We start from the raw sequence: 24,858 nt of genomic DNA on the forward strand, positions 1-24,858 counted from the left end.
GTTGCGTGCGGCCTAGCGCATCTTGGCCGCAATCGCCAGCCCTCTGTGCAATTCCCCTGAAGCCGATGACCGCCGCCTCGCCGTGGTGGACGCCGCATGTCCACGCCGACCGCCGGCCGCGGCTGATCCTGCGCAATGCCATTGCCGCCGGGATGCGCGATTGGTTCGGCCGCCGCGACTTCGTCGAGGTGGAGACATCGGCCCTGCAGGTCTCGCCCGGCAATGAAGCGCACCTGTCGGCCTTTGCCACCGAGGCGATCGGGCCGGACGGGCAGCGCCAGCCGCTCTACCTCCACACGTCGCCGGAATTCGCCTGCAAGAAGCTGCTTGCCGCCGGCGAGGAGCGCATCTTCAGCCTCGGGGCTGTCTGGCGCAACCGCGAGCGCGGCCCCTTGCACCATCCTGAGTTCACCATGCTCGAATGGTACCGCGTCGGCGAGACCTATGAGAGCCTGATGCGCGATTGCGCCGAGCTCGTAGCGCTGGCGGCCGAACGGGCCGGAGCGAAGCGTTTTAGCTTCCGCGGCCGTGAAGCCGATCCGTTCGCCGAGCCGGAACGGTTGAGCGTCGCCGAAGCTTTCATGCGCCATGCCGGCATCGATCTGCTGGCGACGGTTGCAGCCGATGGCAGCACCGACCGCGCGGGGTTGCATGCCGCCCTGGTCCAGGCCGGATTGCGGACCGCGCCCGACGACAATTGGGCCGACCTGTTCAGCCGGGTGATGGTCGAAAAAATCGAGCCGGCGCTTGGGCAGGGGCGCAACACCATTCTTTTCGGATATCCGATCTCGGAGGCGGCATTGGCCCGGCCGAGCGCCGACGATCCGCGCACCGCCGAGCGCTTCGAGCTCTATTGCTGCGGCGTCGAACTCGCCAACGCCTTTGGCGAGTTGACCGATCCGGCCGAGCAGCGCCTGCGCTTTGCCGCCGAAATGGATGAGAAGCAGCGCGTCTATGGCGAACGCTACCCGATCGACGAGGACTTCCTCGCCGCGCTCGCCATCATGCCGCAGGCGAGCGGCGCCGCGCTCGGCTTCGACCGGCTGGTGATGCTTGCCACCGGCGCGCTCAGGATCGACGACGTGATCTGGACGCCGGTGGCCGCTTCCTGAGGGATTGTCGATCTCGCTCGCCGTTCATCCGCCTGCGGCCTGCGGTCCTGTTTCGGCGCTTGATGCACCCGGTTTGCCCGCTTCGCCATTGCAGAAGGCGCATCGGGACAATAGATGGTGCAGCAGCGGCTGCCCTTCAGCCGGCCGGAAATAACAGGATCATGCGCATGACCGATACGCTCGACGCAGCGAAACTGACCGATCGCGTCGCGGCCCTGGTCGAGGCTGCCAAACGGGCCGGCGCCGATGCCGCCGATGCCGTTGCGGTACGCGGCCGCTCGACCGGCGTGTCGGTGCGGCTTGGCAAGGTCGAAGGCACAGAGGCGTCCGAGAGCGAGGACGTCTCGCTGCGCGTCTTCGTCGGCAAGCGGGTAGCGAGCGTTTCGGCAACGGCGGCATCCGACCCCAATATGCTGGCCGAGCGCGCCGTCGCCATGGCCAAGGTGTCCCCCGAGGATCCCTATCAGGGCCTCGCCGACCCGGCCTTGCTGGTCAAGAAACCGCGCGACCTCGATCTGTTCGACGCCACCGAGGTGTCGGCGGACCAGTTGAAGGAAGCAGCGCTTGCCGCCGAAGCGGCGGCGCTTGCCGTCAAGGGCGTCACCAATTCGGCCGGCAGTGGCGCCAGTGCCGGGCTCGGCGGCCTGGTGCTCGCCACCTCTCACGGCTTCGTCGGCCATTACGTCGCCTCGCGTTTTTCACGCTCGACCAGCGTGATCGCCGGCGAGGGCACCGGCATGGAGCGCGACTACGAATTCTCCTCGCGCCAGCATTTTTCCGATCTCGACGCGCCGGAAGACATCGGCCGCAAGGCCGGTGAGCGCGCTGTACGCCGCATTGGCGCGCGCAAGGCGGCGACCGGGCCTGTCGACGTGGTGTTCGATCCGCGTGTGGCGCGCGGCATTGCCGGCCACCTTGCCGGTGCCATCAATGGCGCCGCGGTGGCGCGCAAGACCAGCTTTCTCCGCGAGATGATGGGCAAGAAGGTGGCTTCGGCCGCAATCACCGTCACCGACGAGCCGCTCCGGCGCCGTGGACAGGCCTCGCGCCCGTTCGACGGCGAAGGCGTCGAGGGCGAAAAACTGTTCATGGTCGACAAGGGCGTGCTCAACCACTGGTTCCTATCGACTTCGGCGGCTCGGGAACTCGGCCTCGTCACCAATGGGCGCGGCTCGCGCAGCGGCTCGTCGGTCTCGCCGTCGTCGACCAATCTCGCCATCGAGCCCGGGGAAAACACGCCGGAAGAGCTGATCAAGTCGCTCAAGTCCGGCTTCTACGTCACCGAAGTGTTCGGCCAGGGCGTCGACATGGTGACGGGCGAATATAGCCGCGGCGCTTCCGGCTTCTGGATCGAAAATGGCGAGCTGGCCTATCCCGTCGCCGAGGTGACCATCGCCTCCAATCTGAAGACGATGTTCCTCAACATGGTTCCGGCGAGCGATCTCGACCGCAATTTCGGCACTGCCGCGCCCACGCTTTTGATCGAAGGAATGACCCTTGCCGGAGCTTGACCCGGCCGTCTCGGCCGGCGCTACTGAAGACCTGCAGCTGTTGCGCGATGCCGCCCGCGAGGCGGGGCTCATCGCGATGCAGTACTTCAACAACAATCCGCAGGTGTGGATGAAGGGCGGCACCTCGCCGGTCAGCGAAGCCGATCACGCCGCCGACAAATATCTGCGCGAGACCTTGCTGGCGGCCCGGCCGGATTATGGCTGGCTGTCGGAGGAAACCGTCGACGACCCGGTAAGGCTCGTCGCGCGCCGCACCTTTGTCGTCGATCCGATCGACGGCACACGCGGCTTCCTCGAAGGGCTGCCCACATGGTGCGTCAGCGTCGCTGTGGTCGAGAACGGCCGAACGCTTGCCGGCGTACTCGACTGCCCGGCGAAGGGCGAAATCTATTGGGCGCTGCCGGGCGAGGGCGCATTCCTGAACGGCAGGCGCATCAGCGTGCGTCCGCCGTCGGAAACGGCCGAAATCGCCGGACCGAAGGCGATGATCGACCTGATGCCGGCGAAATGGCACAAACGGCTGAAGCGCGTGCTCTATATTCCTTCGCTCGCCTACCGGCTGGCGATGATCGCCGGCGGCCAGCTCGATGCGACCTTCGTCAAGGCCAACGCGCATGACTGGGACATCGCCGCGGCTGATCTCATCCTGCGCGAGGCAGGCGGCGCCTTGCTCGATCGGCATGGCCGCGCGCCGCTCTATGCCGGCGAAGTGATCCGTCACGGATCGCTCGCCGCCGGCAGCGGCGAACTCCTCGCCGTGCTCGCCGGCGTCATCGCCGGGCTGGACAATTGACCACTATCAATAGTTCCAAAGTCGGCGGCTTTGGTCTAGACCTGTCCCAAACTCACGATATGTGAAGGATCGACATGGCCGCTGAAGACGGAAAGAAACAGCTTTTGCACCTGGTGTTCGGCGGCGAACTCAAGAAGCTGGGCGGCACCGAATTCCGCGATCTCGACGCGCTCGATATTGTCGGCATCTATCCGGACTATCAATCGGCGCACGCCGTCTGGAAGGCCAAGGCGCAAGCTAGCGTCGACAATGCCCATATGCGCTATTTCGTCGTTCACCTGCACCGCCTGCTCGACCCCGAAAACAAGGCTGTCGGTTGACATCGATGAACCATGAAGCGGTCAAGCGATCAGCCCCGCGGTCGGCGGTCAGACGTCGCAAGCCGAAGACGTTCTGGCGCAAGATCCGCGAACCGCTGGCGCAGTCGCGATTCGTCAAGAATGCGCTTGCCGCGCTGTTTGCGTATTTCGTCCGCCTTGTCCGCTTGACCAACCGCATGGTCGACGGATCGGCCAAGTTTTCCGGCGGCGCCTATGCGCAGCTCGAGCCTGGCATCATCGCGCTCTGGCACGGCCAGCACCTGCTGACCCCGGCCTACTATCCCAAGGGACGGCCGCTGGTTGCCATGGTATCGCGCAGCGCCGATGCCGAGCTCAACGCGCTGATGGTCGAGAAATTCGGCATCGAGGCGGTGCGCGGCTCTGGCGGGCGCGAAAGCGCAAGGCATCTCGACAAGGGCGGGGCCAAGGCGCTCATCGCCCTCAAAAAGTCGCTCGCCACCGGCAAGAATGTCGCCATGATTGCTGATATTCCCCACGGCACGCCGCGCGATGCGGGGCTCGGCGTCGTCCTTCTGGCGCGGCTGTCCGGCCGGCCGATCCTGCCTGCCGCGATAGCCACCAGCCGCCGCAAGGTGATCGAGGGCAGCTGGGACAAGACGACGATCAACTTGCCCTTCGGCCGCTCCTCGATTGTCGTCGGCACGCCTATCTTCGTGCCGGCCAACGCCGACGCCGCGGAAATGGAACGCAAGCGCCAGGAGGTCACGGCCTCGCTCAATGCCGCGACCGCCGAGGCCTATCGCCTTGTGGACGGTTCGAAATGAGTATGCGCTGGGCCCGCGCCTTCCTGACGGCCTACCGCTTCGCCGGGGCCGCCGCTTACCCGCTGGTCGGACCTTACGTCGCCTGGCGCACTTCCAGAGGCAAGGAGGACCGCATTCGCCGGCGTGAACGCTACGGCGTCGCCGGACGCGAGCGTCCCGAAGGCCCGGTGATCTGGATCCATGCAGCCAGCGTCGGCGAGACCATCGCCGTCGTGCCGCTGGTCGAGAGCATTCTCGATTACGGCGTCAACATCGTGCTGACGACGGGCACGGTCACCTCGGCGCAGGTCGCCGAAAAACGGCTGGGCGACCGCATCATCCACCAATATGTGCCGCTCGACCTCAAGCCGGCGGTCAGCCGCTTCCTCGACCATTGGCAGCCGGACCTGGCGATCATCGCCGAATCGGAGATCTGGCCGATGACCATCCTGGAACTCGGCGCCCGCCGCGTGCCGCAGGTTCTGGTCAACGGCAGGCTGTCCGACCGCTCCTTCAAGTCCTGGAAGAAGCGCGCCAACATTGCCGAAGCATTGTTCGAAAATCTTGCCCATGTCGTCGCCCAGTCGGACCTCGATGGCGAGCGCTTCCTTTCGCTCGGCGCCAGGCCGGTCACCGTATCCGGCAATCTCAAGGTCGACACCGCGCCGCCGCCGGCCGACGAACGGGCGTTGGCGGCGCTGAAACGCCAGATCGGCGGCCGCCCGACCTGGGCGGCGATCTCGACCCATGACGGCGAAGAGGCGGTCGCCGCCGAAGTTCATGCCATGCTGCACAAGCGCCACCATGGGCTTTTGACCATCATCGTGCCGCGCCATCCCGATCGCGCCGGGCAGCTGGCCGCCCAGATTTCCGGCATGGGCCTGAAGCTGGCGCAGCGCAGCAAGGGCGACAGGATCACCGCCGACACCGATATTCTGCTCGGCGACACGATCGGCGAGATGGGGCTTTATCTGAGGCTGACGGAAATCGCCTTTGTCGGCCGTTCGCTGACTTCCGAGGGCGGCCAGAACCCGCTGGAACCAGCCATGCTGGAGACAGCGGTGCTTGCCGGCCGCAACGTCCAGAATTTTCGCGAGGCCTATCAGCGCCTGCTCGATAGCGGCGGCGCCAAGCTGGTGCGCGACCGCGATATGCTGGCCGGCGCCGTTAATTTCCTTTTGACCAACGAGGCGGCCCGCCATGAGATGATGGCGGCGGGNGCGGCGACGGTCGACGAGATGCGCGGTGCGCTGGCGCATACGCTCAGGTCGCTCGAGCCCTATATCCAGCCGCTGGTCGTCAAGTCGCGCCTGAAGGGCGCGAACGGGCGCTGACGTGACCTCGGAAGCGCCGCCCTTCTGGTGGGAGGAGCCCGATTGGCGGGTCACGGCGCTGTCGCCGCTCTCCGCCGTCTATGCGCTTGTCGCCGGTCGCCGCATGCGGCACGCGCCGCGCGAAAAGGTTGAGGCGCCGGTGCTTTGCGTCGGCAACTTCACCGTCGGCGGCACCGGCAAGACGCCGGTGGCGATCGCGCTGGCCGAGCAGGCCAGGCGCATGCGGCTCAATCCGGGTTTCCTGTCGCGCGGCCATGGCGGCTCCTTCGCGCAGCCGCATATCGTCGATCCGCACCACGACGCCGCCAAGCATGTCGGCGACGAGCCGCTGCTTCTGGCCGAACACGCGCCGGTCGCGGTGACGCCGAACCGGGCCGCGGGCGCCAGGCTTCTGCTGGAGAAGCTCGGCTGCGATTTCTTGATCATGGATGACGGTTTTCAGAGCGCGCGCATCCACATCGACTATGCGCTGGTCGTTGTCGATGCGCGCCATGGCATCGGCAATGGCCGCGTCATCCCCGGCGGGCCTCTGCGGGCAAACATCGTCGACCAACTGGTCTTCACCAGCGCCTTGCTGAAGATGGGCGAGGGCACCGCGGCCGACACGGTCGTGCGCCAGGCAGCGCGCGCCGGCAGGCCGATCTTCGAGGCGCACACTGCCCCGAGCAGCAAGGTGACGCTGGCCGGCAGGCGTTTCCTGGCGTTCGCCGGCATTGGCCATCCCGACAGGTTTTTCGACACCGTAATCGAGGCCGGCGGCGAGCTTGCGCTGACCCGACCGTTTCCTGACCATCATTTCTACAGTGCGGACGAGCTTGCCGAATTGGCGGCGACGGCACGTAAAGCCGGGCTTGGCCTCATTACCACCGCCAAGGACGCTGCCCGCCTGCGTCACGGCGCGGCACCGCCGGAATTCCTCGACCGGCTCGATGTGCTGGAGATCGACACCGTCTTCGAACTCGACCATGTGCCGCAACGCATCATCGACGAGACGCTGGATGCCTGGCGGCAGCGCCGGCTTAAAGGCTGACCAGAAGCTTGAGCACCGAGGCAATGCGGGACTGGAATTTGCAGCTTTCCGCCGGTCGAACGTATTTTGTTCTTGCTTTGTGCCGGCAGCTATGCTACTAATTCGGTTATGGTGATGATTCACCGAGACCTGCCCTCGGGCCCCGAGGCGGGTTTTTTATTTCAAGATAACCTCTAAGGTTTCGGTGTCGCCGGCTTGACGTCGCGGCAGGAGGCGGCGCGCGAAGGATCGCAACGGGGCGGCTTCCATTTGCGCTGGACTAGCGTCGGCGGCGCAGTTCCGGATGCGCTTCGATCTCGCGGCGCAGCGAGGCAGCGGCGTTCACATAGGGTTCCTGCCTGGCGACACTCCAATATTTGAGCTCGTCGAGCGGGATGCTCTCGCCGGTCACCGCGCAGCGCACGAAGGCGCCGGGGCTGGTCACCTGGAAGTCGCCGTCGAGATAGCGGATGCGGGCTTCCTTGCCGCCGGGTCCTTCGAAACGGTTCATCATGGGGTGGTGCCCAAATTCATGACGATGTCATCGCCACAAATTGCGGCGAGGTCAAGCTCGGTTGGCCTTGCCTGGTTCTGTTTCTGGTGGCACTTGCTCGAACAAGCCGGCAAACCGGATGCCAATGCATGTCGCGCAAAAGTGTGCAGCGGTTTTGCGATAACGACATGCATAAACACAAGAACCTGAAACACGTCGCATCAGGCCGGTCGAACGCGACGCGCCTTAGACATCTCATTCCTCGGCGATGATAAACTCTTCGATCTTCTCCGCTGACAGCCCGGCCTGGACGGCGATGCGCCGGGCGAGTTCGGCGGCGGCGGCGCGCGGGCGCCCCAGCGGCCGGTCGAGCCAGTAGGATATCGGGCTTAGCGCACTGCGCTCGTCTACGGCGACGATGCGGCCCGATTTCAATTGGTCCACCGTCAACGGCGGACGTGCCAGCGCAATACCGAGCCCGTGCGCGGCGGCGTCGAGCACGAGGTTGTAGTCCTCGAAACGGCGGTCGTGCGGCCGCGGCCGATAGTCCATCTCCTGCGCCGCAAACCAGGCGCGCCAGGCCGAAGCGTCGGAATCATTGATCACCGGAAATTCGAGCAGTCGGGCGGGTTCTCCGCGACCGATCTCCCTGGCCAGTCCCGGCGAGGCGACCGGGAACACATATTCTTCGAAAAGCTGCACCGAGATCCGGCCCGGAATGCGACCGCGCCCGCAGCGGATCGACAGGTCGATGCCCTCGTCGGCAAGATCGCCTTGGCGGATGTCGACGTCGAGCACGATACGCAGCTTGGACGGGTGGTTCTCCAGCGCCGCCATGCGCGGCATCAGCCACAGCCCGCTGACCGAAGGGATCGAGGTCAGCCGCACCACCGCCGTGCCGCGCGGCTCTACCCAACGGTCCGAATTGCTGGCGATCAGGGCAAAGGCTTCGGTGGTGCGCAGATGCAGGCGATTGCCTTCGACGGTCAGAGAGACGCCGCGCGCGCCGCGATCGAAGACTTTCAGCCCAAGCCAGCCCTCGAGCTTGGCGATCTGCCGGCTGACGGCGCCGTGGGTGATGTTGAGCTTCTCGGCCGCCGCCGAAAAGCTGCCGGTCCGAGCCGCGGCGTCGAAGGCGCGCAGCGTTTCGAGCGGCAGCATCGGGTCTAAGCTGTGATCCATAGTCACAGGTGATCCTCGATTTGTTCGTTTGTCAACCGACCCGCAATAGCGTTTCTCTACTTCATGGCATTGGATCGCGAGGACACCCAAATGAGCGCTTACACCGGCACGTTGAATACGACACAGCGCATGGATGCCACGGCTGCCATCGCGGTGGCGCTGACGGTGGTCGGCTGGGCCTCCGCCTTTCCGGGGATCCGCGCCGGCCTTGCCGCTTTCGGGCCGCTGGAACTCGGCGCGCTGCGCTTTGCCATCGCCGCGGTTCCGGCGGCGATCTTCCTCGCGGTCAAGCGGCCGGCACTGCCCAAACTCGATGAACTCTGGCGCTTTGTCTTCGGTGGTGCCGTCTTCGTCGCACTCTACACGGTGATGCTCAATTTCGGCGAGCTGACCGTTTCGGCCGGTGCGGCCGGCTTCATCATCAATGTCAGCCCGATCTTCACCGCCATCATGGCGATGGCGCTGCTCGGCGAACGCTTCTCGGGCCTGGCCTGGGCCGGCACATTCCTGTCCTTCGCCGGTATCGGGATCATCGCCATGGGCGAGGGGCAAGGGCTGCATTTCAACAATGGTGCGCTGCTTGTCCTCGGCTCGGCGCTGTGCTCGGCCGTCAACACCATCGTCCAGAAGCCGCTGTTTGGTCGCCACCACCCGCTGACCATCTCGGCCTCGAACATGGTGCTTGGCGCGCTCTGCCTGTCGCCGTTCCTGCCGAGCGGTCTGGCGCAAGCGGCGGTCGCCGACACCGCCGGGCTCGGCGCCGTCATCTTTCTTGGCATCGTGCCCAGCCTCATCGCCTATGCCGCCTGGGCAACAGCACTTTCCCGGCTGCCGGCGGCGCGCGCTTCCAATTTCCTCTATTTGGTGTCGCCGGTGGCGACGGTGATCGGCTTCTTCTGGCTGGGCGAGGTGCCGACGGTGCTCGGCATCATCGGCGGGGCGCTGGCGCTGGGCGGCGTCATCGTGGTGAATTGGAAGAGATGAGCAAAGGGTTTGGGGCTGTGCTTGACTCGAAGAGAGCCGCTGTACAGCGGCTCTCTTCGTACCCCCACCCCGCTGCTTCGCAGCGACCCTCCCCCAAGGGGGAGGGTAAGCTCCTCGCGAGGCGTCGGCGGGTAGGCTCCCTACCTCCCCCTTGTGGGGAGGTCGGACCGAAGGTCCGGGTGGGGGCTGCGTCCTGCGAGTTTCTTATCGCCGCCCAAACAGCCGCTCGATATCCGCCAGCTTGAGTTCGATGTAGGTCGGGCGGCCGTGGTTGCAGGTGCCGGAGCCGGGCGTCGCCTCCATCTGGCGCAGCAGCGCGTTCATCTCTTCCGGTTTGAGCAGCCGCCCAGAACGCACCGAGCCGTGGCAGGCCATGGTCGCGGCTATTTTGTCCAGCCGCTCCTTCAGCGTGTCGACCGTGTCGTTGTCGGCGATCTCGTCGGCGAGATCGCGCACCAGCTGCTGGACGTTGGTCTCGCCGAGCATCGACGGCGTCTCGCGCACCGCGACGGCACCGGGGCCGAAGCGCTCGATGCCGAGGCCGAAGCGGGCCAGCGTCTCGGAGTGTATGGCAAGCCGCTCGGCATCCTCTTCCGACAGGTCGACAATCTCGGGCAACAGCAGCATCTGCGACGGCACCGCGCGTGAGTGGAGGGCGTTCTTCAAGGCCTCGTAGACCAGCCGCTCATGCGCCGCATGCTGGTCGACGATGACAAGCGAATCCCTGGTCTGGGCGACGATATAATTCTCGTGCACTTGCGCGCGCGCCGCGCCCAGCGCCGTGCCGAGCAGCGTTTCCGCCGCTTCGTTTTGCCCGGCGCGCGCATCGGCGCTGTGCAGCGGCCCCGCGTCGAAGGCCGCCTGCTCGTCCTCGCCGAACCCGTCGCCCATATCGAGCGGCCGCTGCGGCGAACGGGCAGGATCGAACCCGGAAAAGCCGGATGCCCGATAGGCGGCCTCGTAGCTGCGGTGACCGTTGGCCGGGCCGCCATGCGCATAGGATGCGGCGCCTGGCCGGAACGCCGCCATCATGCCGGCGGCCCCGGTGGTGGCGGCGCGGATGCCGGCATTGGCCAGCGCTTCGCGGATAGCGCCGACGATCAGCCCGCGCACCAGCCCCGGATCGCGGAAGCGAACGTCCGCCTTGGCCGGATGGACGTTGACGTCGACGATCGCCGGATCGAGCGTCAGGAACAGCACGGTGACGGCATGGCGGTCGCGCGGCAGCACGTCGGCGAAGGCGCCGCGAATGGCGCCGGCGATCAGTTTGTCACGCACCGGGCGGCCGTTGACATAAGCGTATTGCTGCAGCGCGTTGGCGCGGGTGAAGGAGGGGACCGAGACATGGCCGACGAGATGCACGCCGTCCCGCATCGCGTCGATGGCGATCGCATTGTCCGGAAAGTCGGCGCCCATCACCTGTGCCACCCGGCGCAGCCGGCCTTCCGGGCCGTCCTCGGTCGCCGGCAGCTCCAGCGTCGAGCGGTCCGGCCCGGCCAGGGTGAAGCGCACGGCGGGAAAGGCGATGGCGATGCGCTTGACCACGTCGCCGATGGCCGAGCTTTCGGCGCGCTCGCCCTTCATGAATTTGAGCCTTGCGGGCGTGGCGAAGAACAGGTCGCGCACCTCAACCGTGGTTCCGCGATTGGCCGCCGCCGGCCTGACCGCGGAGACGCGGCCGCCGTCGATGCCGATCTCGGCGGCGTTTTCACTGGACGTGGTGCGCGAGCGGATCGACAGCCGCGCCACCGAGCCGATCGAAGGCAAGGCCTCGCCGCGAAAACCGAGCGAGCGGATGTCGTGAATGTCGTCGGCGAGCTTGGAGGTGCAATGGCGCGCAATCGCCAGCGCCAGTTCCTTTTCCGGAATGCCCGAGCCGTCGTCGCTGACGCGGATCAGGTTCAGCCCGCCGCCGACGGTGACGATCTCGACACGGCTTGCACCGGCATCGAGCGCGTTCTCGACCAGTTCCTTGACCACGCTTGCCGGACGCTCGATGACTTCGCCGGCGGCGATCTGGTTGATCATCGTTTCGGAAAGCTGGCGGATCGGCATGGGGCACTATAGGCGGATTCGCGGTCGATGCGGGAGGGCGGAATTGAGGAAATCCACGCAGCCGACCGCGGCCGTGCATTTCAACTCATGAGCTTGGGCAGCGCTGCCGACAGTGCATCGACGGCAAGGCGGACTTTCATCGGCAGATGAGGCGTCTGCAACCACAGGGCATGAACGTCGTAGAGAAACCGGGATTGTTCCGGCAACAGCGGGACAAGTGCGCCCGCCTGGATGCGCTGGCGAACCATCCAGTATGGCAGCCACGCGAGCCCCATGCCGGCGGCCGCGGCATCGGCGATGGCATCGAGGTCGTCGAGCCGCAATCTGCTGACTGGCCTGACCTCAATCGGGGGATGGCCATTGCGCGGAAACAGCCACGGCTGAACGGCACGCCCGGAACGGCGGTAGATGATCGCGTGATGGCTGCCGAGGTCATCTATTTCATGTGGCTCGCCGTGCCGGTCGAGATAGGGCGGGGACGCGCAGACGACCATGTGCTGGCGCGCGATGCGACGCGCCATCACCCCGGTCTGGTCCTCCAGATCGCCCGTTCGGATGGCAAGGTCGCAGCCATCCTCTGCCAGATCGGCGATGGCATCGCTGAACGATAGGTCAAGTTCCAGCGCCGGATATTGCTGCGCAAGCCCGAACAGGATCGGGGCAACGCAGCGCCGGCCGAAATGCACCGGCATGAGGACACGCAGCTTTCCGCGCGGTTCGGCAAGCTGGTCGGCGGCGAGTGCATCCGCGGCCTCCGCTTCGGCAAGCACCAACCGGCAGCGTTCATAATAGGCGCGCCCGAAATCGGTCAGGCTTTGGCGGCGCGTGGTCCGGTTGATGAGGCGCACGCTCAGGCGCTCCTCGAGAAACCGGACATGCTTGCCGACCATCGGCCCGGACAGATCGAGAGCCGCCGCCGCGGCTGCGAACGAGCCCAGGTCGACGGCTTTGACGAACACGGCCATGCTCGTAAGGCGATCCATATTCAAAACCTACAGTTTCTGCTGATCTACTCAAGCGGCTATTTATCCGCCTGATGAGCGCTGGCATAGCTGATTCAGTTCAAATATTTTGGAGTTGTGATCGATGGCACGTGTCGTTCGCTTTCATGAGCTCGGTGGTCCCGAGGTCCTGCGCATCGAGAATGTTGACACGCCTGCGCCCGCGAGCGGTGAGATTCAGATCCGCGTCAAGGCGCTGGGTATAAACCGCGCCGAGGCGCTGCTGCGTTCGGGGACCTACATCCAGACCGCGCCGTTGCCTTCCGGTCTTGGGCTCGAGGCGGCGGGTATCGTCGAGATGGTCGGCGAAGGCGTGGACGGGTTTGCGCCTGGCGATGCCGTCAGCATCGTGCCGCCATTATCGATGGCCCGCTGGCCTGCCTATGGTGAGATTGCCACATATCCCGCCGAGCTCGTCGTCAAGCACCCGCCATCGCTGAGTTGGGAAGAAGCCGCCGCCGCGTGGATGCAATATCTCACCGCCTACGGTGCGCTGATCGACATTGCCAACCTCCAAAGCGAGGACTTTATTGTCGTTACCGCGGCCTCGAGCAGCGTCGGACTTGCCGCGATCCAGATCGCCAACATGATTGGCGCGACCCCGATCGCGGTCACACGGACATCTGCCAAGAAGCGGGCTTTGCTTGAGTTCGGCGCGGCCCACGTCATCGCCTCGGCAGAGGAGGACCTGGAAGCCAGGCTGAAGCGAATCGCCGGCCCGGACGGCGTGCGCGTGGTGTTCGATGCCGTCGGCGGCCCGATTTTCAAGCCTCTGACGGCAGCGATGGCACCGGGTGGCATTCTCATCGAATATGGCGGCTTGAGCCTCGACCCGACCCCCTTTCCGCTACCTGCAGTGCTGGCAAAGACACTGACGCTGCGCGGTTATCTCGTCCATGAGATCGTGCGCGATCCGGTCCGGCTGCAGGCCGCCAAGGCGTTCATCCTTGACGGACTGAGCTCGGGTTCATTGAAGCCGGCAATCGCCAGAACCTTTCCGTTCGACCAGATCGTCGAGGCGCACCGCTATCTCGACTCGAACGAGCAATTCGGCAAGATCGTCGTGACGGTTTGACCGGGCATTTATCGGCCTCACGCCTGCGCCGCCAGCCAGTCCCGCACCTTGCGGGCATTGTCGCTGAGCTCGCGGTTCTTCGACCAGATGACATGAAAGCCCTTGCCGGTCGTCATCGTGTGGCCGGTGACGCGCACCAGCAGCCCTGATGCCAGCAGCCGCTCGGCGAGGTGACCCCAGCCGAGCGCGATGCCTTGCCCTTCCATGACGGCCTGGATCACCAGCGCATAGTCGTTGATGCGCAAGCCGCGTCCGGCATCGGCGATGTCGACACCGGCCGAGGCGAACCATTCGTCCCAGCTCGCGGCCTCGCGAAACGGCTCTTCAAGATGGATAAGGCGGTGCGATTGAAGGTCCGCGACACGCTCCGGCAGCCCGAACCGTGCCACATAACTAACGCCGGCAACGGGGAATATCACCTCATCGGCCAGCGGCAGCGAATGATAATCCGGCCATTCCTTGGGCTCGCCGCCGCGGACGCCGAGCGGGATGTCTTCGGCGATGATGTCGAGATCGCGGTCGGCGGTCTGGATGCGCAGGTCGATGCCCGGCAATTCGTCGCGAAACTGCTGCAGGCGCGGCATCATCCAGAACGAGGCGAAGGCGGTCGAGGCGGCGAGCGTCACATGCGCGCCGACGGCGATCTGGCGCAGATCCTCCGCCGACTTGCGAATGTGCGACAGGCCGAGCGAGACATCGGCATGGAAGCGGTCGCCGGCCTCGGTCAGGCTGACTTGCCGATGGCGGCGCTGGAAGAGTTTGGCGCCGAGCTGCTCTTCGAGCCCACGGATCGCATAGGAGACGGCAGCCTGCGTCATGCCGAGCTCGCGCCCGGCGGCGGTAAAGCTCGACAGCCGCCCGGCGGCCTCGAAAACGATCAGGCTGCCGGCCGACGGCAGCAGGTGGCGCAAGCTTCGCATAAGCTGAGCTTATACAAGAGATCAGGATTTTCCAGCGTCACAGCTGCATTTTGTCTGGCTAGATTGGTCACCAACAGGAATATGGAGCCTTCATGAACGCACCGGCCGTTGAAGTGAGCGAACACACCAACCGCCGCAGCGGTGGCCGCTTGGGGCGCAAGGCGCTGCGGGGCGCACCCATAGCGTCGTTTCCAACCCTGGTCCGCCAGATTCCCGTCTATCAGATGGTTCCGGACGAGGCGGTTGAGCTGATCCACCAGGAGTCGCTCTCCATCCTCGAAGAAGTGGGATGCGAGTTCCGCGACGACGAGGCGATCGCAATGTGGAAGGCGGCGGGCGCCGATGTCTCGGAGACAAGGGTCCGGATCGACCGCGCCCTGCTGATGGAGCTCATCTCGAAGGTCCCGTCGGAGTTCACGCTCAATGCGAGGAATCCCCAGCGTTCCGTACGTGTGGGTGGCAACAACTCCATCTTCGTGCCGATGTACGGGGCGCCTTACGTGCGCGACCTTGACAACAACAGGCGCTACGGCACACTCGCCGACCTCAACAATTTCCACAAGCTCGCCTACATGGCGCCGGCGCTGCATTCGTCGAGCTCGATCATCTGCGAGCCGATGGAAATCGCGGTGCCGAAACGTCACCTCCACATCATCCATTCGGCGCTGAAGCACTCCGACAAGCCGTTCATGGGCATCGTGACCTCCAGGGATCGAGCCGAAGACACGATGGCGATGGCAGGCATCGTGTTCGGCGAGGACTATGTCCGCGACAACCCGGTCCTGGTGTCGATCACCAACTGCAATTCGCCGCTGGTGTGGGACGCCACCATGCTGGACGCGATGAAAGTCTATGCGCGCCACAACCAGCCGCTGATCCTCGCCCCCTTCGCCCTTTGCGGCGCCTCGACTTCGGCCTCTGCCGTCGGTGCGGTCGCGCAGGTCAATGCCGAAGCGCTGGCGGGCGTCGCGTTCACACAACTCCTGCGTCCGGGTTCGCCGCAGATCTACGGACAGTTCATGGTGACGGTCGACATGAAGACCGGCGCTCCCATGGGCGGCACGCCGGAGGCGGCCCAGATGATGTATCTCATGGGCGCGCTGGCGCGGAAGTATCGTCTGCCGTGGCGCACGTCCGGTTTCCATGTCGGCTCGAAGCTGAACGACGCCCAGGCGGGCTACGAGGCGAACATGCTGATGCATGCCGCCATCCTTGCCGGCGCCAACTACATCTGGCACTCTGCCGGTTGGCTCGAGGCCGGCCTGACCTGCGGCTATTCGAAATTTGCCACCGACTGCGAGCAGCTTGTCGGCTGGTACAAATATGCTGGCGGGCTGCCATTCGACGATTTCAAGGAGGCTATGGCGGCTATCCGCGAGGTCGGACCGCAGGGCCATTTCCTCGGCACCCAGCACACGCTTGAACATTTCGAGTCCGCCTTCTTCATACCGAGCATCATGGACTTCAATTCGTTCGAACAGTGGAAGGCGGAAGGAGCAAAGGACCACGACACCCGCGGCCGCGAGAAAGCGCGCAACATGCTCGCCGATTATGAGGAGCCGAAGCTCGATGAGGGCATCGCCGATGGTCTCAAAGATTTGATTGCGCGGCGCGAGGAGAAACTGCCGGACAGCGTTAGTTGATCACGGGCGAAGACCCGATGCGAACCATAAGGGAGGAAAAAATGACACTCTTCAGAAGCAACGGCGATCGCGTACCGAGCGCCATCGAAGCAATGGCCAGCGAGGCGCGCGCCGGTCGCGTCGACCGGCGGGAGTTTCTGGCCCTGGCAAGCGCTTTCGGCGCATCGACGGCCCTTGCCTACGGCATGATTGGACTTGCCGTGCCGGAGCGGGCTTTGGCTGAAGAGCCGAAGAAAGGCGGAACGCTGCACGTTTCGATGTCGGTGAAGGCGCAAAAGGACACGCGCACCTACGACTGGGTGGAACTTGCGAACATTTCACGCTGCTGGCTCGAGCCGCTTGTCCGCTACACCCGCCAGTTCACATTCGAGCCGGTTCTGCTCGAAAGCTGGGAGGTCAACGACGACGCCACCGAATACGTGCTGCATGTGCGCAAGGGCATCGCCTGGAACAACGGCGATGCTTTCAACGCCGATGACGTGGCCTACAATCTGACGCGCTGGTGCGAGAAGGCTACCGCCGGCAATTCGATGGCCGCGCGCGTTGGTGCGCTGATCGATGCAAAGACCGGCAAGGCCAGGGAAGGGGCGATCACCAAGGTCGACGACAACACGGTGAAGCTGAAGCTGAACGAACCGGACATCTCGCTGATCCCGAACTTCACCGACTATCCGGCGCTGGTGGTCCATCGCAACTTCGACGCCGACGGCGCCAATCCGATTGAGAAGCCGATTGGCACCGGGCCGTTCGAACTGGTGTCTTATGCGGTCGGCCAGAAAGCGGTCGTCAAGCGTCGTGAGAATGGCAAATGGTGGGGCGGTGAAGCGCTTCTCGACGGCGTCGAATTCATCGATTACGGAACCGATTTCAACGCCTCGATAAATGCATTCGACTCCGGCGAAATCGACCTCAACTTCGAGACGCCGGCCGACTTCATAGAGATTCTCGACAAGATGGGGCTGGTCAAATCGGAGGTCGCGACAGCGACCACGCTCGTCGCCCGGACCAACATCACGAACAAGCCCTATGACGACAAGCGGGTTCGCAACGCCCTCCAGATGGCCGTCGACAACAAAGCGGTGCTCGAACTTGGCTACGCCGGGCGAGGCACTGTTGGTGAAAACCACCACGTCAGCCCGATTCATCCGGAATACTACGCGCTGCCCAAGAAGACACGCGACGCCGCGGGCGCCAAGAAGCTTATGGCCGATGCCGGGCAGGACGACTTCGAGCATGAACTGATCACCGTCGAGGACGATTGGCAAAAGAACACCGGCGACGCTATTGCCGGCCAGTTGCGCGATGCCGGGATCAAGGTGAAGCGCACCGTGCTGCCGGGGTCGACCTTCTGGAACGACTGGACGAAATACCCCTATTCGATGACCATCTGGTACATGCGCCCGCTTGGCGTCCAGGTGTTGGCGCTCGGCTATCGCACCGGCGAGGCCTGGAACGAAACCGGCTACTCGAACCCTGATTTCGACGCCAAGCTCAAGCAGGCTCTTTCGCTCATCGACGTGGAAAAGCGCCGCGAGGTCATGAAGGACATCGAGCAGATCCTGCAGGATTCGGGCGTCATCATTCAGCCGTTTTGGCAGAAGCTGTTCAGCCACATGAACGAGAAGGTGAAGAACTACGGTGTCCACCAAACCTTCGAGATGGATCTCCAGAATGTCTGGCTGAACGCCTGAGTTGCCAGCAGAGGACGCGTTGCAGGATTTCATGGACCGCAAGAAAGCCGACGGGCAAGATGCGTGGTACTGATAGCTTCCGTCAGTGAACAATCGGGGACACCCATGAAACTGCCACTTTTTGTTGCCGCGCTTTCGATGGCCGTGCCGGCGGCCGCGTTTGCCGGCCCTGCTGCCAACGCCGTGAAGTTCTTTTATGTCCCGTCGGTCAAATTCGAGGCCGATGCGCAAATCGCGACCGCTTCACCGCACCGGTGACGAAACTGTTCGAGCTGAACGACAATGCGGCAAAGAACCATCCGGATGAAGTTCCCTGCATCGACTTCGCCCCTGGTCTCGATGCGCAGGACTATGACGAGAAGACCGTGGCCAAGACGCTGACGCTGGCCGAAACGCTGGATGGCGACAGCGCCGAGGTGACGGCGACGTTCAACCTTTTTCCGGAAGGCGATGATTCCAAACGCGAAATGGTCTGGTCGTTGAAGAAGATCGACGGCCAGTGGAAGGTCGCCGACATTACCTCGAAGACCAGCGGCTGGACGCTGAGTGCGCTCGAATGCCTGGCCGGGCAGCCTCCGGAGTGACGCCGTGCTTCGCTGCCATCCCTGGATTTTGGCGACTGCGTGCCTGCTGGCCGGATTGAGCAGCGCCGCCGCTCAGGGCCTGTTCGGCGCGCCGCCCGCAAACGCGCCGGCCGACAGTGCGGCACCCCCGCCGGCAGTGTTGCCGCCGGCAGAAAACGCGCCGGCTGCACCCGTGCAGCCGGGCTCGCCGACCGCGGTAGTGAAGCCGTTCTACGAGCATGCCGGGCTCGAGGTCGATCCGGCTCAGCGGGGCCATTTCACCGACCCGGCAAAGTCGGTGCTCGACAAGAGCGACGCGCTGCGGAAGTCGGGGCAGGGCGAGTGCCTCGATCCCAACATGGCGCTCGACAATTCCGAATACGACAAGGCGGAGATCGACAAGAGCCTGAAGACCATCGAAGCGGTCAAGGGCGACGAGGCCAAGGTCGTCGTCGCCTTCGTCGCCGCCGGCAACCCGCATCGGCTGGAATGGAAGTTCAAAAAAATCGACGGCGACTGGAAGATATCGGACCTGCTCTCGGTGACCGGCGAATGGGCGCTAAGCCAATACCAGTGCGAGTGAGAACGGAATCGATGAAGATCACCAACATCCGCGTCACCCACGTCAACGTCCCGCTCGATGCTCCGTTCTGGTGGACGGCTGGTCTCTACGGCGGCGCGTCGAAATCGATCATCGAGGTCGAGACGGACGAAGGCGTGGTCGGACTGGGCGAGGCGCCATGGTGGCATTTCGGCGAGGTGATCAAGGCCGAGATCGCGCCGGCGCTGATTGGCGCCGATCCGCTCGACATCGCCGACTGCGAGGCGCGCTGCGTGCCGCCCTGGCAGATTACCGCCAACACCGGCGAGAATGCAGCCACGGTGGCGTTCGGCGCCGTCGAACTGGCGCTGTGGGATATAAGAGGCAAGGTCTTCGGCATGCCGCTCTACAAGCTGCTCGGCGGCGCGGTGCGCAAGGACATTCCGTTTTCGGAATATTTCGCCTTTCGCCCCGCTCAAGGCGGAGCCGGCGGCGAGATGACCGCCGAAGCGATCGTCGACTACTGTCTCGGCATGCGAGAACAGCACGGCTCGACGATCTTCGAGGGCAAGCTGATCATGGGCGATCCCGAGCTCGAGATCAGGACAGTGCGCATGCTGCGCGAGGCGCTTGGCGATAAAGCGCAGATCAAACTCGATTCCAACATGCAGTGGTCGCTGACCACAGCGCGCTGGGTGCTGCGCGAGATCGAGCCGTTCAACATCCGCAACTACGAGGATCCGGTCGCGACCTTCGAGGAGATGGCTGCGCTGCGCCAGCATTCGCGCATTCCGTTCTCGACGCACATCCCGGATCTCAGACGGGCAGTCGCGCTCGGTGCGCCGGATTACTTCGTCTGCAATTTCGCAGCACTCGGCGGATTGTCGAAAACTCTGAAATTCATTGCCGCCTGTGAGGCGATGGGCAAGGGGTTCTGGTGCTATTCGAACGATCTCGGCATCATGACATCGGCTTATCTGCACGTCGTGGCGGCAACGCCATGGATCACCGAGGCGTCGCAATCCCTGTTTCGCTGGCAGATCGGCGACGTGATCAAGGACGGCCCGTTCAAACAGATCGCCAACACGGTGCGCGTGCCGGAAGGTGACGGGCTGGGTGTCGAGCTCGCCCCGGCGGCAATGAAACGCTGGTCAGCACACTTCGCCGAACACGGGCCGATGCACCATTTCAGCGATCCGAACAGTCCCGGCCGTTACCGGCGGCTGCCGCTCAACTGATGCGAAGTGCACGTGACCGATCGATGAGAAGAGGTCCTGTCGTGGTTGCTTTATTCGCGGCGGTTTGCGTCCTGGCCTGCGCTGTCACCTGGGAGGCAGGAAGCCGCGCGGTGGCCCGCGTGCCTCAGCAAAGCTTCACGCTGCCTGTGGGGTTAGAGGTGGAGCGCATCGTTCTGAAGCAAGAGGGCGCGCCCGATCTTGCCGGTTGGGTGGCGGATCGGCAGGACAGTTGCGGAACAATCGTGCTGTTACACGGACGCGGTTCAAACAAGCTGGCCATGGTTCCAAGAGCGAAGCTGCTTTTCGAAAGCGGCTACTCGATCGTGCTGTTCGATCTGTCGGGACATGGCGAAAGCGGCGGCGATATCAGAGGCTTTGGTTACATCGAACGGCAGGACGCCAGCCGCATCCTCGCCTTTGCGCGGCAACGCTTCGCCGGTCGCAAGGTGGCGGCCATCGGCTCGTCGCTCGGTGCGGCTGCTTTTGTATTTGGCGCTCAGCAGGAGCATGCCGATGCCTATGTCCTGGAGCAGCTCTACGCGACTTTGCTGGAAACCACGGCGTTGCGAGCGCCCTTGCCTATGTTGCGCGACGTACAGGCGACCATCCTCTTGGCGCAGATGCAGCTCCGCCTTGGCTTCGGGGTAGATGATGTCAGGCCGGTCGATCGCATCGGCGCGATTGATCGGCCGATATTGCTGCTAGCAGGCAATTCGGATCCGTTTGTCGCTCGCAGCCAGACATTGGCGCTGAAAGATGCGGCAGGCGCTGCCGCAAAGCTGGTCTGGTTCGACCGCGCGCGGCATGTTGATCTCTATCGCTATGACCAACAGCGGTACCGCGACGCGGTGATGCCTTTCCTGGAGACCAACCTGTGCCGGACCGGGATCAGGTGAGCCGCTCCGTCCGATCAGCCGCGCCCGCGATAGGGGGCGACGCCGGTGTCGGGCAGCCACACACCTTCCGGCGGCGCGCCGGTCTGCCAGAACACGTCAATCGGAATGCCGCCGCGCGGATACCAGTAGCCGCCGATGCGCAACCACAATGGCTTGGTCGCGGCGATGATGCGGCGGCCGATCATGACGGTGCATTCTTCGTGGAAGGCGCCATGGTTGCGAAACGAGGTCATGAACAGCTTGAGCGACTTCGATTCCACCAGCAGCGCATCGGGTGCGTAGTCGATGACGATATGGGCGAAGTCCGGCTGGCCGGTGACCGGGCAGAGCGAAGTGAATTCCGGGCAGGTGAAGCGAACGATGGCCGGCGGGCCGTCGCCGCGCGAAAACGGCACGGTTTCCAGGACTGCCGCTTCAGGGCTCTGTGGCGCCTCGACGTTGGTGCCGAGCTGGGTGAGATTTTTCGTATCGGTCATGAGCAGGTTCCTTGCTGCATGTCGCCCAAAACTGCGCAGCGATTTTGGGACAGCGACATGCGTAAAACAAAAATTTGCCGCTCATTAGCACAATTTGAAACAGCAGGAAGACGATGACCAGCAACGACCCGCTCCTCCAGCCCTATCAGCTCAAGCATTTGACGCTGAAGAACCGGGTGATGTCGACCAGCCATGAGCCGGCCTATTCCGAGGACGGCATGCCGAAGGAGCGGTACCGGCTCTACCATGCCGAAAAGGCCAAGGGCGGCATGGCGCTGACCATGACCGCCGGTTCGGCGATCGTCTCGCGCGACAGCCCGGCCGCTTTTGGCAATCTGCATGTCTATGACGACCGCATCGTGCCGTGGCTCGCCGAGCTTACCGATGCCTGCCACGAGCACGATTGCAAGGTGATGATACAGATCACCCATCTCGGCCGCCGCACCGGTTGGAACAAGGCCGACTGGCTGCCCGTCCTGTCGGCTTCGCCGGTGCGCGAACCGGCCCATCGCGCCTTTCCCAAGACTATCGAGGACTGGGATATCGAGCGCATCGTCGCCGACTATGCGGCGGCCGCGCAGCGCTGCCAGGCTGCCGGCCTCGACGGCATCGAGTTCGAAGCCTACGGCCATCTGATGGACGGTTTCTGGTCGCCGGCCACCAACCAGCGCGACGACGATTTCGGCGGCTCGCTCGACAACCGGCTGCGCTTCACCGGAATGGTGCTCGACGCAGTGCGTGCCGCAGTCGGCGAAAAGTTCGTCGTCGGCATCCGCATGGTCGCCGACGAGGATTTCGAGAAAGGCCTGTCGAAACAGGAGGGCGTCGAAATCGCCAGGCGGCTGGCCGGCTCCGGCAAGGTCGATTTCCTCAACATCATCCGTGGCTCGATCGAGACCGATGCGGCGCTGACCAAGGTCATCCCGGTGACCGGCATGCGCTCGTCACCTCATCTCGACTTCGCAGGGGAGGTGAGAGCGGCGACGAAATTCCCGACCTTCCATGCGGCGCGGATTTCCGACGTCGCCACCGCGCGTCACGCCATCGCCACCGGCAAGCTCGACATGGTCGGCATGACGCGTGCCCACATTGCCGACCCGCATATCGTCAAAAAAGTGATGGAGGGCCGCGAGCACGAGATCCGGCCTTGCGTCGGCGCCACCTATTGCCTCGACCGCATCTATGAGGGCGGCGAGGCGCTGTGTATCCACAATGCGGCGACGGGCCGCGAGGCTGATATCCCGCATATTATTCCGAAAACCGAGGGACCGAAGCGGAAGGTGGTCGTCGTCGGCGCCGGCGCCGGCGGGCTGGAGGCAGCGCGCGTCGCCGCCGAGCGCGGGCACCACGTGACGGTGCTGGAAGCATCGAGCCAGGCCGGCGGCCAGGTGCGGCTGGCAACGCAAAACCCGCGCCGCAAGGAATTGATCGGCATCATCGACTGGCGGCTGGCCGAACTCGACCGGCTTGGCGTCGAGATCCGCTACGACAACTGGGCGGAGAAGGACGACGTGCTGGCGCTGTCGCCGGACGTGGTGGTGATCGCCACCGGCGGGCTGCCGCAGAACCCGCCGCTGACGGCGGGCGACAATCTCGTCACCTCGAGCTGGGATATCATGGCCGGCAGCATCAAGCCGGCCGAGAACGTGCTGCTCTATGACGACAATGGCGGCCATCAGGGCATGGGTGCTGCCGAACTGATCGCCAATAGCGGCGCCAGGCTTGAGCTGGTTTCGCCCGAACGCTTCTTCGCCCCGGAAATGGGCGGCATGAACCATGTGCCCTACATGCGCGCCTTCCAGGAAAAGGGGGTCACGGTGACCATCAACACACGGCTGCGCTCGGTGCGGCGCGAAGGCAACCAGCTGATCGCCGAGCTCGCCTCCGACTTCGCCGATGGCTGGCGCGGTGAGCGGCGCGTCGACCAGGTGGTGGTCGAGCACGGCACGCTGCCGCTCGACGATCTCTACCTGGCGCTGAAGCCGCTGTCGAAGAACGCCGGCGCGATCGATTACGAAAAACTGGTCAATGGCGGCGACATCTTTCCGGTGCGCAATCCGCAGAGTGGTTTCGTGCTCTTCCGCATCGGCGATGCAGTAGCCTCGCGCAACATCCACGCCGCCATCTATGACGGCATCAGGTTCGGCTTGCGAATCTGAGGAATATTTTGGATTGATTGGTGGCGCGCAGCCGAACCTCCGTACGGAGAGCCACCAGGCACGTCGGTCCGGTCTGCGCGCCGCGCACGCCGCCGGCCATCGCCGGGCACCGTACGATCTTGCGATTGCGGCAGGACGCTCAAAACATCCTGGCGGTGGCCATGCAGAACACGGTGATGACCAGCAGGCCGCCAGCGATGCGTTCGCCTTTTGTCATCTTGGCGCGCAATTGGGTTTGCTTCGCCGCATCAGCGCCGGCCAACTGCCTGCTGGCGGAACCCACCAGCGCGCCCTGAACCCCGGCGGCGATTAACGCCGTCAAGATGCCCAGCGCCAAGACCTTCTCCATCGAGCCGAAAGAGCCGTTGTGGAAGAAATACCACAGCAGCAAGCCCGTGAGGAAAACCACGCCGGCTGCGCCCATTTGCGGCCGGAAGAAACGTTCCGCCCTGATCTCCGGTTCGCGCGCAACCGCGATAGTGGTGCCGGCCCAGAACACACCCGCCATGACGTGAAGGCCGAGGACGATGATGTAGACATATTGCATGACCGCATATCCTCTCTTGCCCACCGCCAGGCATATTGATAGATATCAAATGATTAGATGTCAACGCATAAGCTCGAGCCGGTTCCATAGGCTTTGCCCTTGTTCTAGTGTCGGATCATGACGCCCTTTGACCGCCCGCCGATCGGGATGAATCTCGCGCGCACCGCCAAGCTGGTTGCGCAGGCTTTCGACGCTGCCTTGGTCGAGGCAGGCGGCACCCTGCCGGTCTGGGTCACGTTGCTGTCGGTCAAGTCGCGGGAACTGGCCAACCAACGCGAGCTCGCCGGCATGATCGGCATCCGGGGCGCAACGCTGACCCACCACCTCAACGCCATGGAGACGCAAGGCCTGCTGATGCGCCGCCGCGATCCCGAGAACCGCCGGGTTCACCAGGTGGAGCTGACCCAAGCCGGAGAAGCGCTGTTCCTGAAATTGCGCACCGCCGCGTTAGCCTTCGACAAACGGCTGCGGAAAGGACTGTCCGACGACAGGCTGGCAGAGTTTGCACAGGTGCTGGCCGCGCTACGGGCCAATGTCGAAGGCTAGAAATT

At 64.3% G+C, this 24,858-nt stretch carries 23 protein-coding genes and 1 pseudogene; 17 read left to right on the forward strand and 7 right to left on the reverse strand.

Going from position 1 to position 24,858, the window contains the following annotated elements; translation table 11 throughout:
• Positions 1-65: 65 nt before the first annotated feature.
• From epmA to lpxK, 7 genes are all read left to right on the forward strand, one after another.
• Positions 66-1,112 (forward strand): EF-P lysine aminoacylase EpmA, encoded by a 1,047-nt coding sequence (epmA, locus tag X773_RS42505; RefSeq protein ID WP_023674375.1) that lies wholly within the window; start codon positions 66-68, stop codon positions 1,110-1,112.
• A gap of 167 nt (positions 1,113-1,279) precedes the next feature.
• Positions 1,280-2,623 carry a TldD/PmbA family protein gene (locus X773_RS42510; protein WP_023674376.1) on the forward strand — a complete coding sequence of 448 codons (1,344 nt, stop codon included), beginning with the start codon at positions 1,280-1,282 and terminating at the stop codon, positions 2,621-2,623.
• Entirely contained in the window at positions 2,610-3,416 is an 807-nt protein-coding gene (locus X773_RS42515; RefSeq protein ID WP_023674377.1) for a 3'(2'),5'-bisphosphate nucleotidase CysQ, read from the forward strand. The genes X773_RS42510 and X773_RS42515 overlap by 14 nt, the downstream gene beginning before the upstream one ends.
• A 74-nt stretch (positions 3,417-3,490) precedes the next feature.
• On the forward strand, positions 3,491-3,736 hold the full coding sequence (locus tag X773_RS42520; RefSeq protein ID WP_023674378.1) for a DUF4170 domain-containing protein: 246 nt from the start codon (positions 3,491-3,493) through the stop codon (positions 3,734-3,736).
• Between the two features lie 5 nt (positions 3,737-3,741).
• A complete protein-coding gene (locus tag X773_RS42525; protein WP_023674379.1) occupies positions 3,742-4,521 on the forward strand; it encodes a lysophospholipid acyltransferase family protein in 780 nt (259 codons plus the stop codon).
• On the forward strand, positions 4,518-5,834 hold the full coding sequence (gene waaA / locus X773_RS42530; RefSeq protein ID WP_023674380.1) for a lipid IV(A) 3-deoxy-D-manno-octulosonic acid transferase: 1,317 nt from the start codon (positions 4,518-4,520) through the stop codon (positions 5,832-5,834). Before X773_RS42525 ends, waaA begins: the two co-directional genes overlap by 4 nt.
• A 1-nt stretch (position 5,835) precedes the next feature.
• Positions 5,836-6,864, forward strand: a complete 1,029-nt coding sequence (gene lpxK / locus X773_RS42535; protein ID WP_023674381.1) for a tetraacyldisaccharide 4'-kinase — start codon at positions 5,836-5,838, stop codon at positions 6,862-6,864.
• 259 nt (positions 6,865-7,123) lie between these two features.
• Here the strand turns inward: lpxK and X773_RS42540 are convergent, their stop codons facing one another.
• On the reverse strand, positions 7,124-7,357 hold the full coding sequence (locus X773_RS42540) for a DUF2093 domain-containing protein (RefSeq protein ID WP_031211156.1): 234 nt from the start codon (positions 7,355-7,357) through the stop codon (positions 7,124-7,126).
• Positions 7,358-7,591: 234 nt separating this feature from the next.
• A complete protein-coding gene (locus X773_RS42545; protein WP_023674383.1) occupies positions 7,592-8,518 on the reverse strand; it encodes a LysR family transcriptional regulator in 927 nt (308 codons plus the stop codon).
• 90 nt (positions 8,519-8,608) lie between these two features.
• Between X773_RS42545 and X773_RS42550 the strand changes: the two genes are divergently transcribed.
• The gene (locus tag X773_RS42550) at positions 8,609-9,502 is read left to right on the forward strand and encodes a DMT family transporter (protein WP_023674384.1); all 894 of its coding nucleotides are present in this window, start codon (positions 8,609-8,611) and stop codon (positions 9,500-9,502) included.
• 204 nt (positions 9,503-9,706) lie between these two features.
• Here the strand turns inward: X773_RS42550 and mutL are convergent, their stop codons facing one another.
• Positions 9,707-11,557 carry a DNA mismatch repair endonuclease MutL gene (gene mutL / locus X773_RS42555; protein ID WP_023674385.1) on the reverse strand — a complete coding sequence of 617 codons (1,851 nt, stop codon included), beginning with the start codon at positions 11,555-11,557 and terminating at the stop codon, positions 9,707-9,709.
• A gap of 80 nt (positions 11,558-11,637) precedes the next feature.
• Positions 11,638-12,540: a LysR family transcriptional regulator gene (locus X773_RS42560; protein WP_023674386.1), complete on the reverse strand. Its 903-nt coding sequence runs from the start codon at positions 12,538-12,540 to the stop codon at positions 11,638-11,640.
• A 103-nt stretch (positions 12,541-12,643) separates the two neighbouring features.
• Between X773_RS42560 and X773_RS42565 the strand changes: the two genes are divergently transcribed.
• Positions 12,644-13,633 carry a zinc-dependent alcohol dehydrogenase family protein gene (locus X773_RS42565; protein ID WP_023674387.1) on the forward strand — a complete coding sequence of 330 codons (990 nt, stop codon included), beginning with the start codon at positions 12,644-12,646 and terminating at the stop codon, positions 13,631-13,633.
• Positions 13,634-13,650: 17 nt separating this feature from the next.
• Here the strand turns inward: X773_RS42565 and X773_RS42570 are convergent, their stop codons facing one another.
• On the reverse strand, positions 13,651-14,553 hold the full coding sequence (locus X773_RS42570) for a LysR substrate-binding domain-containing protein (RefSeq protein WP_023674388.1): 903 nt from the start codon (positions 14,551-14,553) through the stop codon (positions 13,651-13,653).
• A 92-nt stretch (positions 14,554-14,645) separates the two neighbouring features.
• Between X773_RS42570 and X773_RS42575 the strand changes: the two genes are divergently transcribed.
• The 6 genes and pseudogenes from X773_RS42575 to X773_RS42600 all read left to right on the forward strand — a co-directional run bounded on the left by X773_RS42575 (position 14,646) and on the right by X773_RS42600 (position 21,125).
• Complete coding sequence (locus tag X773_RS42575; RefSeq protein ID WP_023674389.1) at positions 14,646-16,196, forward strand: trimethylamine methyltransferase family protein; 1,551 nt, start codon at positions 14,646-14,648, stop codon at positions 16,194-16,196.
• Positions 16,197-16,237: 41 nt separating this feature from the next.
• Positions 16,238-17,887: an ABC transporter substrate-binding protein gene (locus X773_RS42580; RefSeq protein WP_023674390.1), complete on the forward strand. Its 1,650-nt coding sequence runs from the start codon at positions 16,238-16,240 to the stop codon at positions 17,885-17,887.
• A 105-nt stretch (positions 17,888-17,992) separates the two neighbouring features.
• A pseudogene (locus X773_RS42585) lies at positions 17,993-18,471 on the forward strand (DUF3828 domain-containing protein).
• 4 nt (positions 18,472-18,475) lie between these two features.
• Entirely contained in the window at positions 18,476-19,033 is a 558-nt protein-coding gene (locus X773_RS42590) for a hypothetical protein (RefSeq protein ID WP_051406072.1), read from the forward strand.
• An 11-nt stretch (positions 19,034-19,044) separates the two neighbouring features.
• Positions 19,045-20,229 (forward strand): mandelate racemase/muconate lactonizing enzyme family protein, encoded by a 1,185-nt coding sequence (locus X773_RS42595; RefSeq protein WP_023674392.1) that lies wholly within the window; start codon positions 19,045-19,047, stop codon positions 20,227-20,229.
• Positions 20,230-20,339: 110 nt separating this feature from the next.
• On the forward strand, positions 20,340-21,125 hold the full coding sequence (locus X773_RS42600; RefSeq protein WP_198023517.1) for an alpha/beta fold hydrolase: 786 nt from the start codon (positions 20,340-20,342) through the stop codon (positions 21,123-21,125).
• 14 nt (positions 21,126-21,139) lie between these two features.
• On the opposite strand, the gene queF is transcribed toward X773_RS42600, so the two are convergent.
• Positions 21,140-21,601 carry a preQ(1) synthase gene (gene queF, locus X773_RS42605; RefSeq protein WP_023674394.1) on the reverse strand — a complete coding sequence of 154 codons (462 nt, stop codon included), beginning with the start codon at positions 21,599-21,601 and terminating at the stop codon, positions 21,140-21,142.
• A 113-nt stretch (positions 21,602-21,714) separates the two neighbouring features.
• Here queF and X773_RS42610 point away from each other — a divergent pair, with 113 nt between their 5' ends.
• A complete protein-coding gene (locus tag X773_RS42610; RefSeq protein WP_023674395.1) occupies positions 21,715-23,760 on the forward strand; it encodes an NADH:flavin oxidoreductase in 2,046 nt (681 codons plus the stop codon).
• Between the two features lie 139 nt (positions 23,761-23,899).
• Here the strand turns inward: X773_RS42610 and X773_RS42615 are convergent, their stop codons facing one another.
• A complete protein-coding gene (locus X773_RS42615; RefSeq protein WP_245274614.1) occupies positions 23,900-24,268 on the reverse strand; it encodes a hypothetical protein in 369 nt (122 codons plus the stop codon).
• A gap of 156 nt (positions 24,269-24,424) precedes the next feature.
• Here X773_RS42615 and X773_RS42620 point away from each other — a divergent pair, with 156 nt between their 5' ends.
• Positions 24,425-24,853, forward strand: coding sequence for a MarR family transcriptional regulator (locus X773_RS42620; protein WP_023674397.1), 429 nt, complete (start codon positions 24,425-24,427; stop codon positions 24,851-24,853).
• Positions 24,854-24,858 lie beyond the last annotated feature (5 nt).

The sequence above is a fragment of the Mesorhizobium sp. LSJC280B00 genome, assembly GCF_000502835.1.
GTDB lineage: Bacteria > Pseudomonadota > Alphaproteobacteria > Rhizobiales > Rhizobiaceae > Mesorhizobium.